Source organism: Moorena sp. (genome assembly GCF_982860115.1).
Genome location: NZ_CEYLVT010000048.1, coordinates 27,379 through 38,110 on the forward strand (window position 1 = coordinate 27,379; position 10,732 = coordinate 38,110).

General features: G+C 43.9%; 4 protein-coding genes. All 4 read left to right on the plus strand.

What is annotated here, in order from left to right:
- Positions 1–6,994 (plus strand): LamG-like jellyroll fold domain-containing protein (locus AC4II3_RS10925; RefSeq protein WP_488009640.1); only part of this gene is annotated, 6,994 nt, incomplete at its 5' end.
- Positions 6,995–7,075: 81 nt separating this feature from the next.
- The gene (locus AC4II3_RS10930; protein WP_488009642.1) at positions 7,076–8,332 is read left to right on the plus strand and encodes a hypothetical protein; all 1,257 of its coding nucleotides are present in this window, start codon (positions 7,076–7,078) and stop codon (positions 8,330–8,332) included.
- 374 nt (positions 8,333–8,706) lie between these two features.
- A complete protein-coding gene (locus tag AC4II3_RS10935) occupies positions 8,707–9,369 on the plus strand; it encodes a Uma2 family endonuclease (RefSeq protein ID WP_488009644.1) in 663 nt (220 codons plus the stop codon).
- Positions 9,370–9,405: 36 nt separating this feature from the next.
- A partial coding sequence (locus tag AC4II3_RS10940) for a non-ribosomal peptide synthetase (RefSeq protein WP_488029291.1) occupies positions 9,406–10,732 on the plus strand: 1,327 nt, incomplete at its 3' end.

The window sequence follows — 10,732 nt, forward strand, 5'->3', positions numbered from 1 at the left end:
ACAAGCAGATGATTTCTTTGGCTACTCAGTTGCCATCAGCGGTGAGACGGCAATTATTGGTGCTCATTTTGAGGATACTAGAGGTACAAATGCTGGTAGCGCCTACATATTCAGGCGGCAAGCCAATGGGGATTGGGAACAAGTTCAACAAATCTTTGCCCAAGATGCACAAGCAGATGATTATTTTGGCTGTTCTGTTAGCATCAGCGGTGAGACGGCAATTGTTGGTGCTTATTGTGAGGATACTAGAGGTAAAAATGCTGGTAGTGCCTATATATTCGAGCGGCAAGCCAATGGGGATTGGGAACAAGTTCAACAACTCTTTGCTAAAGATGCACAAGCAGCATATGATTTCTTTGGCTACTCAGTTGCCATCAGCGGTGAGACGGCAATTATTGGTGCTAGGGGTGAGGATACTAGAGGTACAAGTGCTGGTAGCGCCTACATATTCGCGCGGCAAGCCAATGGAGATTGGGAACAAGTTCAACAACTCTTTGCTAAAGATGCACAAGCATATGATAAATTTGGCAACTCAGTTGCTATCAGCAACGAGACGGCAATTGTCGGCGCTCCCAATGAGGATACCGGAGGTTCAGATGCTGGTAGCGCCTACATCTTTCAATCTGGCTTAGCATATCCTGCAATCAAAGCTTACGCTCTCAATAGTTCCACTGATTACGTAGACTGCGGCGATAATGTGGTAGTAGGGTCTGAGTTTACTCAAGAAGCCTGGATTTATCCGGAAATTTCAGATGCTGGTTACCATGGTTTTCTAGGGAATCATCCTGGCACCGCTCAGAATCGTGCTCCCTCGATTTGGGTATATCAGCGGCAGAAAATAGTTGCAGGCTTTGGAGATGGAACCACTGGTGTAACTATAACAACAGGGGAAGTTCTAGTACCTAACGACTGGAATCACGTAGCAGTGACTTTTGATGGTACTTTCTACAAAGTCTATGTCAATGGTGAAGAAAAATATGCCACCGAAGAGTTGAAAGGCAAGCAGCCAGTCAACACACCCATAAAATATATTGGTAAAGTCGATAATCACTTCCCAGGAAAAATTGCCGAGGTGCGTGTCTGGAATATAGCCCGCAGCCAAAAGGAAATTCAGGAGAACATGAATCGCCGCTTACTCGGCACAGAACAAAAATTAGCTGCCTATTGGGTGTTTGATGGGGAGCAAGTCAGAGATTTATCCCCCGCTCAAAACCACGGTACTCTTCATGGTACGATTGAATCGGCTGATGCACCTCCCTCGTTCAAATTAGAAGCCTGGCAACCTCGTTTTTATATTGGCGGTGGTTTAGGTACCAATCGCGACTTCAATGGTCAAATTGCCGATGTGCAAATTTGGAACCGCACCCGCCCAGCCGGGGAAATCAAAGACAGTATGTATCTGAAGCTGACTGGCAAAGAACAGGATCTAGCAGCTTACTATCGCCTTGGTACAATTGTAACTGGGGAGTCAAAGACAGTTCCTGATTTTTCCCTGCATGGTCGAGATGCTGTGGTTTATGGTGAAGCTTATGTTAGTGCCAGAACCCTGAATCGAAGCACTGGAGGCGGTCTGGATGCAGTCAAGTACAGTAATGACGAGTTATTTGCTGTTACCCAAAGGGCAACTTACGAAGAAAGCTTTGAATTTAAAGTACAAGGTGCAGTTGATATCAACAATGCCGATGGTAATGGTAACAAAATCTTTGGTTTCTCCTATTGGGGAAGGTATAGCCGCAATTCGGAAGAGAAAATAGCTTTCCCTACTCACAGTTATCAGCCTAATGATTTTGAATTACTCAGCAACGGTTGGTATCGGGCATCTTGCCAGTTTACTGTTCCTGATGGCGTGAGCATCATCCGTACTTTTGAAATTAACAACGTCAAAGGAAGCTGGACTAGTATTGATATTCGCAAGCATCAGATTCAGCTGATTTCTGACGCTATCAGTTGCGATCGTTACACTGATGAAACGAGTTTGACTACACTAGCTGACCCGCAAGGGGGTATTTCCACCGAGGAATTACAACAAGCAGAACAAGAAATCAGTCGCTATCAAAAGTTGGTCTGGGATCTCGAAGAAAGGCTCGATATTGCCCAAAATCGGCAAACCTATGTGGATGAAAAAAATGCTCTGGAAAGACGAATTCCTCAATTGCAAACGAGTCAATCCAGCGCAGAAACAGCACTAAGCACCGAGATCAATAATCCGTTGAACTACTTTTGCAAAATTAAAGGCAAAGGCAGTGGTAAATTTTTGACGAGTGCGTATATCATCATAGTTACCATTTGGAGTTTCGACTCAGAGCTAGAGCCAGTTTTGGGTTATCTGTGGGAATTTATTGACAATAGCGATGGCTCCTACAGAATCAAAGATAAGAGAACTGGCAACATGCTGAATGTTCATGGGAACGGCACAGCCGATGAAACCCCTTTATACATTTGGTCTGAAAATGAGATCACCCCCCAGCGTTGGTGTCTTGACAAACGCGGTAGCTCTTACGTAATTCGGAAAAAAGACACCACCAAAGTCCTTGATGTTTATAGGGCTAGCTCTGAAAATGGAGCAAATGTTCAAATCTACGAAAGTCATGGTGGAGCCAACCAACTTTGGAGTTTGGAGAAAAGCATCATCAGAACCCAAGCCGGGAATTTACGAATTGAAGATGCAGAAAAAGAAGTCCAGTCTCTATCTGAGCAAATCGCTAGTAAGCAGGCAAGGCTGGATCGATTAACCCAATTTCTGAATGCTAATGAAAGTGCTAGTAGTCTGAACACGCAATTGTCAACTGCTCGCAGCAACCTGATAACTGCTGAGACTGACTTCAACACCAAGAATACGACTTTCCTCAACCAAGTTGCCCAGAACCAGCAAACACCACAGCGCATGTCTTTGTTGAATACAGATGCCAAAGAACTATCGACTCGTGGGGCCTTACTGGGTTTTGCTCGTCCCGCCGGTAGCTTAAATGCTGTAGAAAGCTGTGAAGGTAATGTTCTCCTCAGCTACTTTGATAACCAAGGTCGGATGCGGTTAACTAGCTACGATGCTACAGCCGATAGTCGCAACTCCACTTTTGAGCAGTGGTTACCAGATAGCTTACGGACTTGCTTGGAATTCCGGGATGCTAATGATAAGATTACAATTCAAGACGGGGATAATCAAGATGCTCACCTTGATTTGCAACCGGATCATTGGACTTTGGAAGCTTGGTTTCACTATCCGGGAGCAACGAAGATTACCACTAATGAAGAAGGTAGCAAGTACGATTACAATGTCCTAGCCAGTGCCAAAGATGGTAATGATTATGCCATTGTTCTCAAAGATGGCAGCCGCCTGGGAACCGTAGTTGATGGCTTTTTCTTCGATTGTAACTATGATTTAGAGAACAAAGTAGCTGATGGTTGGCATCACGTAGCCGCAGTAGCAAAAGAAGGAAGAACGGTATTCTATATTGATGGTAAGCCAGTAGGGTTCACGACCATCAGATATGCTCTCACCTTTGATGGGGATCAAGATTACGTGAGCTTCAGTAATTTCAAAAACTTCCCCTCAACGGCAATTACGGTTGCTTGCTGGATTCGTATTAATTCGACAAAATCTGGTCCCACCCCGGTTTCCTATGCCGTTTCTAATCAAGATAATACCTTCCTACTTACAAATGTCGAAAACTTGAAAGTGATCATTGACGGTTCTTCAAATAACACCAATATATCTTTCAATGATGGGCAATGGCATCACTTAGCGGTAACTTGGAACAACTCAGATGGAACTCTGAGGGTCTATAAAGACGGGGTAGAAGAATTTGTGGCAACAGGTTTTAAATCTGGAGCAACTATCTCAGGAAATGGTACCTTGATCATTGCACAGGAACAGGACTCTTTAGGTGGTGGTTTCGAGAATAGCCAAGCTTTCGACGGAGGTATGAGTGGTCTGAGTATCTGGAATCAAGCCCTGAGTGCTGACGAAATCCGAGACAACATGTACAAAATCCTCGAAGGTAACGAAAGTGGTTTAGTCAGCTATTGGTCGATGCGGGTTATTTCCCAGGCAGACGGGACTAAATTACTAGAAGATCAAGTCCGTGGGGATAGTAACAAAAATAATGGTGAGATTATAGGAGATCCCGAAATCCTGGTTTATACTCCCCAATGCCAGAGCAATCTTGCTGTTATCGGTAATGCTCCCAATGGTAATCGACCTTTTGGCAAGTTAGCAGAAGTGCGTCTTTGGAACCTGGCTTTGACTGATGAAGAAGTGGAAATAAACAGCAAAACTCTGCTGACTGGTAATGAACCTGGCTTAGTCGCTTACTACCCAATGACAGAAGCAACAGGAAACCAAGCCAAGGATTATTCGGCAGAGGATCAACATCATGGTTCTATTGCTGGTGCAGATTGGGTGGCTTGTACTGCGGCGATTGGTAATCCAGGTCACTCAGTGATGGAGTTTGATGGGGTGGATGATTATATAGAGGTTCCTGCTCACTCCAACCCAACTTCAGCAATTACTGTTTCACTCTGGGCTAAAAGTAACACAGGAAATTGGACTAATCATGGCTTTTTAGCTAGTAAACGAAATGCCTACATCCTCTATCCAGTAAGCAATAGTAAATCAATCAGGTTTTACATTTACAGTAATGGATGGAAAAACATCCAATACACACCCTCAGAAATCAATCAATGGCATCATTATGCGGGAACCTTTGATGGCACGACCCTGAAATTATACATAGACGGTGTGGAAGTAGGTAGTAAACCAGTTTCTACCACTACAGCAGTAACAATCAATGAAGATCGAGGGGCATTATATTTAGGTCGGGACGATGGGTACTCCAGATATTTAAACGGTCAAATTGCCGAAGTTCGCATTTGGGACAAAGCCCGGACTCAGCAGGAAATCGCCAGGGATATGCATCGCCACCTGAGTGGTAATGAGGAAAATCTGGTTAGTTATTGGCCCTTGGATAGCATTGAGAATGGTAAAGTCAAAGACCTCAGTGTCAATAAATACGATGGTACAGTGCATGGAGCCAAACTTGTTGAAAGTGCCCCTGGTTCTCGTCTGCTGAGTTGCGAATACAGCAGTGTGGGACTTGACCCCAACGACCCTAAACGCACAGTAGCCATGATGCGGCGGGCATTAATTTATACTACTCTCGATGGTAGTGTTCATGCTCTCTCGGAAAAACGGCTGGAAGAACTTGACCTGCGATGGATTGGCAATGCCCAGTTCCAACCCACTTTACTCGGTTACATCGAAGGCGCTCCTCCGGTACCCAGTGAAAACCTCACAGTTTACTATGATTACGAAGATGCTGCCTCAGTTCAACTACGACAATCACAAGATGTGAGCTACAGTTGGACCAGGAGTAAGGATGTCAGCCAAGGCTTTGACCTCGACCTCTTCCTCGGTGTTGGTTGGGGAGCAGAAGGTGGTTTTGGTATAGTATCCAAAATTTCAGAAGGAAGAGCTGGTTTTAAGGGGAGTCTTAACCTCAGAGACACGACTTCTAACAGTAGCACTGTCCGCGCTGATTCTTCCTCCAACCTCACTGATATGTTACAACTGCGGGGTCTTTCAGAAACTAAACCTCAATTTGAAAATCTAGGTACACGCTTCATACCCAAAAACGTCGGTTATGCCCTGGTGGTTTCTGGAATAGCAGATGTCTTCATCACCAAACTCAAGCGCAGTGGCAAGATGATCAGCTACGAGATTCGTCCAGCCGAAGGTATTCCCTTGGATGTGAATACCATTACTTTCATGATTAACCCAGCTTACACCATGAACGGTACCCTAGACGGTACAGTTGGTTCCCAAGCTGCTGATCAGCGTTTCTATCGCCATGTCCCAGAAATGCGATCGCAATACGGTTCCCTCTATCCCGCCAGCTACATGCGTCTACAACAAGCCTACGACTTGAAGCAGCAGATTGAGCAGTGGGATAAAGAACGGGAAGCTTATTTTACCAACTATGATGCGACCCAAACTTCAGAATCAGCTTTAGAATCTCAAACTGTGGATGCTTCCCAATATGACAGTTACGGACAGATTAGTGTCAAACCAGGGGGTGAAACAGAAGACGGTGACGGTTCTAGCCAACAACAAGAAGCTGAACAAGTTGAAGGATATGTCCAATCTCTCGAAGGTCGTAAAGAAGCACAGAAAGACGAGGCACAGAAGCGGCAAGAAGAAATTAACAAGCGTATTCCCAATCCAGATAAGCAAGTACAGGCTAATGCAGCCTTTGATGCTTGGCAGCGGCGGATGGAAAACTTATTAATTCGGGCTGGCAAGCGCAATATTGTCAACACCTATGTTTGGGATGCTGATGGTGGCTTACGGTCGGAAGAAGAGAGTTTTGCTAGTACGATTGAACATACGGTTGGTGGTAGCTTCACCCTTGGGGGGCAGCTAGGTGCTCAAGTTGATGCCATGGTTGTCGGCTTTGCCTTTGAGCTGACACCATTATACACAGGGGAAATGACCCAAACCATGAGTAAAACTCTAACGAGTAGTAAGGGTTTTGAACTTTTTGTCAATCTCTACGGCTTGGAAAACAAAGATATTACCGACTTGAACGACTATCCCGTCAAACCAGGGGAAAAAGTGGATCGCTACCGCTTTATGAGTTTCTACCTGGAAGGTAATGTTAATCATTTCCATGACTTCTTTAACTATGTAGTCGATCCAGAATGGCTACAGAGTAATGATGAAGAAGCCCGTGCCTTAAGGCAAGTACAAGCAGGTAAACCCAACAAAACTTGGCGAGTACTCCACCGCGTCACCTACGTCGAACGTCCTGCCCTAATGGGCTTTGGTCGTGATTTGCGTCCAGTGGAGACCAGCGATCAAATGGCAGACACAGTTCTTAACTACTTTGATTCACTTGAGCGCAAAGATAATAACATACAAGGACAGCTCAGGGAAATTTTCGCTATTCTAACCAGCCTGGATATGCGAATCACAAATAACAACAGTTCAAATAGTTAAACTGTCGCCGATTCGTAAAAACCCATCCTGCAACCAAGTCAGGGTGGGTAGCTCATTAACTGCAATTAGGAGAAAAACACCATGCCCCAACCAGGAAAGACCACATCCAGAAAACGCAAGCTGGCTCCATCATCATGTCCTACCGAAACTGCCATTGCTGGTAAGGCAAAGGGTGATAAAGCAAAGAGGCAGAAGAAAAGCAATGGTGATGATGACACTCACGGATTTGCTATTAAGCAGAATTCAGACGGAACCTGGAATAGACAAGGACGTCCTGGATGGACTAGTGCAGCTAAAAAAGTTCCTGCTGGTTCAGCCAAAGACCCAGTAACAGGAGATGATATTAAGCGAGACCGACGCCATATTGTCCCGTCCAACGTACTCACAGACTCTTTGGCAGGTTATCTGAGCCACGAAAATCCCGCTAATTATACAGCTGCCATTGATCAATTCATCACGAGTCAAGGTAAAAATCTCAAATTTAAAGGAAAGACTCTACAGGATAAAATGAATGCGATCGGCAAATATATTCATAGTAATCCGAAGAATCTCTTTCCAGGTAGGGCTGATTGGAACCAGGCAATTGGACGTATGGCTGAACAGGTTAAAGGTTTGGTTAATCGAGCAGATGGCTTTTTAAAGCAAAAGTTGCAAGAAAAAGAAGCTGAATTTAATACCTTATACGACCAGAGGGAACAACTTGATAAGTCCTTAACAAATAAGATTGCTGAAATTGAATCAACTACAGATAATGTAACTAAAACTAGACTAGAAGCAGAAAAAACTGGCATAGAAAATCAAATTAAAGCAGTTGACAAACAAATTGATGATAAAACTAAAGCTATTGAAGAAGAAGCCGTCTCTTACGTCAGAGATAAGCTTGATAAATTAGATTCGAGTGCTCAGGGAAAAGAAATATTGGAGACAGCCACAAAATATATTCACGAACAGAGACCTTCATTTTCCCGCGTCCGTGATTTTTTAGAAGTAATGCTTACTCCCTCCCTTGATTATGATTTCTATACTTCTGAGTATGACGACCAAATTGGAGTAGATGATAATGCCATGGATACATCAGATGAAGAATCAACAAGTTCGCTTGAACAAAAAATTACTGAAAAACCATTAACTACTCAAGCGCAACAGTGGGTAACAAACATTCAGAAGAAAACGCTGGATTTCTATGTTAAGTTAACGCAGTTTAGAGACCAAGGTTACTATATAGACGAGAACGGTAGTGAGCACAGAGACTTCTTTCCAGTAGTTGAAGAATTTCTCGATCTACCGGATAAGCCAACTCAAACTGCGGCAAGTACATCTGCAGGCGCATCGACTTAGAGAAGCCAAATTTTTATGGGTGTGGTCAGCGTTCTCTCGGATGTGAGCTCCGAGAGCTGCGCTGACTTCGTCAAAAGTTTTGTAGTGGCGTAGCACACCTAAAAATGTTTGTTGGGTTGAGCGGTAGGGAAATCCAACAAAGCCTTACTGGTGTTGGGTTTCATTCTTCAACCCAACCTACGCTTATTGCACCATTTTAGATGTGTCGGTCCAGTAGGGTGCGTTAACGTTAGTGTAACGCACCGTCATCTGTCATGATAGCTGATCATCATCACACAAGTGAGGGTTAATCGATTAGTGATTTTTTTATTGGAAAATCTCTCATGGTGCGTTACGGCTTTGGTAAAATTAAGGCATTGATTAGGGCTTAAACTATGACCCTTGGAATCGAACAACCAATACAACAGAAACTCCTGAACTTTGAGGAGTTTCTTGCTCGTTATGGTAGTGATAACCGCTATGAACTGATTGATGGAGAGGTTTTCGATTTGGAACCAACAGGTCAACATGAAGAAGTTGCTGCCTTGATCACCACCAAAATTTGTGTTCAGATCGATAGAATAGGTTTACCTTGGTTTGTTCTTCAACGAGGACTATTTCGCCCTTCTGACGTTGGCATGACTGCATTTCGACCTGATGTTGCAGTTGTTGATCGAACAGAACTGGCTAGAGAGCCACTTTGGTCTGAGCAATCAGTTCTGACCCGTGGCGATTCGATTAAGTTTATAGCGGAAGTTGTTAGTAGCAATTGGCAAAACGATTATGCCCGTAAAGTTGAAGACTACGCAACTTTAGGCATTCGAGAATATTGGATTGCAGACTACGCAGGACTAGGTGGTATCCGGCATATTGGGAAGCCCAAACAACCAACCCTTTCTATCTGTACTCTAGTAGATGGAGAGTATGAAATTCAATTACTCCGAGGTAATCAGACTATCACCTCTACAACTTTCCCCGATCTGAACTTGACGGCTGAGCAAGTGTTGAAAGCAGGTAAGTCTGACTTTTCACGGGAAGTCCTAAAATCATGTCAATAAGAAGTAATGAGTAATGAGTAATGAGTAATGAGTGAGGTGGAGTTGCCGTTATTAATTGAGTGGAATAATACTCAGGTTGACTATCCCCAAAAAAATCAGTGCATTCATCAGTTGTTTGAGGAACAGGTAGAAAAAACACCCGATGCAGTGGCGGTGGTGTTTGACTCAGAGCAATTAACCTATCAGGAGTTGAATTGTCGAGCCAATCAATTAGCTCATCATCTGCAAAACTTAGGGGTTAAACCAGAATCTTTAGTAGGAATTTGTGTTGAACGTTCTCTTGAGATGATCGTGGGATTGTTGGGGATTATCAAAGCCGGTGGTGCTTATGTTCCTATAGACCCAGGTTATCCGATTGAGCGCATTGCCTATATGCTGGAAAACTCTCAAGCTTCAGTACTATTAACTCAAAACAACTTGGTAGCTGGATTACCGGAAAATCAAGCGCAAATAATTTGTTTAGATGCTGACTGGAATCTAGTTAGTCAAGAAACTGACTTAAATCCCAACTGTACTGCTTCTGAAGAAAACTTGGCTTATGTAATCTACACTTCCGGTTCTACAGGTAAGCCTAAAGGTGTAGCAATGAAGCACCTTGCCTTGAGCAATCTGATTTTGTGGCAACGGTCAAACACAACAGTTTTAACCAGGGCAAAAACGCTGCAATTTGCACCAATTAGCTTTGATGTCTCCTTTCAGGAAATATTTTCAACCTGGTGTGCGGGTGGAACCTTGGTCTTAATCCCCGAAGAAGTGCGACGAGACCCTGTTGCTTTACTACATCTATTAAGAAAAAAACAAATAGAAAGACTGTTTCTTCCTTTTGTTGCTTTACAGCAGTTAGCAGAGACCGCTCAAACTTTGGGATTGATTCCCACCAGTCTGCGGGAAGTAATAACAGCAGGGGAACAGTTGCAAATTACTCCAGCGATCGCAAGCTTTTTCTCCCAGCTAAAAGATTGTTCCCTTCATAATCAATATGGACCATCAGAAACTCATGTAGTCACAGCATTTACCTTAACCGGTTCTACTGACAATTGGTCAGCACTACCACCTATTGGTCGTCCCATTGCTAACACTCAGATTTACCTATTAGATCAATTCGCACAACCTGTACCCGTGGGAATTCCCGGCGAGTTGTACATCGGGGGAGTTTCCCTAGCCCGAGGCTATCTCAACCGTCCCGAATTGACACAGCAAAAGTTTATCCCTAACCCGTTTACCAATAAACCAGGTTCTCGCCTTTACAAAACTGGGGACTTAGCCCGTTATTTACCCGATGGAAATATAGAGTTTCTCGGACGTATTGATAATCAGGTCAAGGTGCGGGGTTTCCGGATCGAACTTGGAGAAATTGAAGTAA

Coding starts and splice junctions, on each gene's coding strand:
- AC4II3_RS10935 (WP_488009644.1), top strand. CDS start 8,707: ATGACCCTTGGAATCGAACAACCAATACAACAGAAACTCCTGAACTTT.
- AC4II3_RS10930 (WP_488009642.1), top strand. CDS start 7,076: ATGCCCCAACCAGGAAAGACCACATCCAGAAAACGCAAGCTGGCTCCA.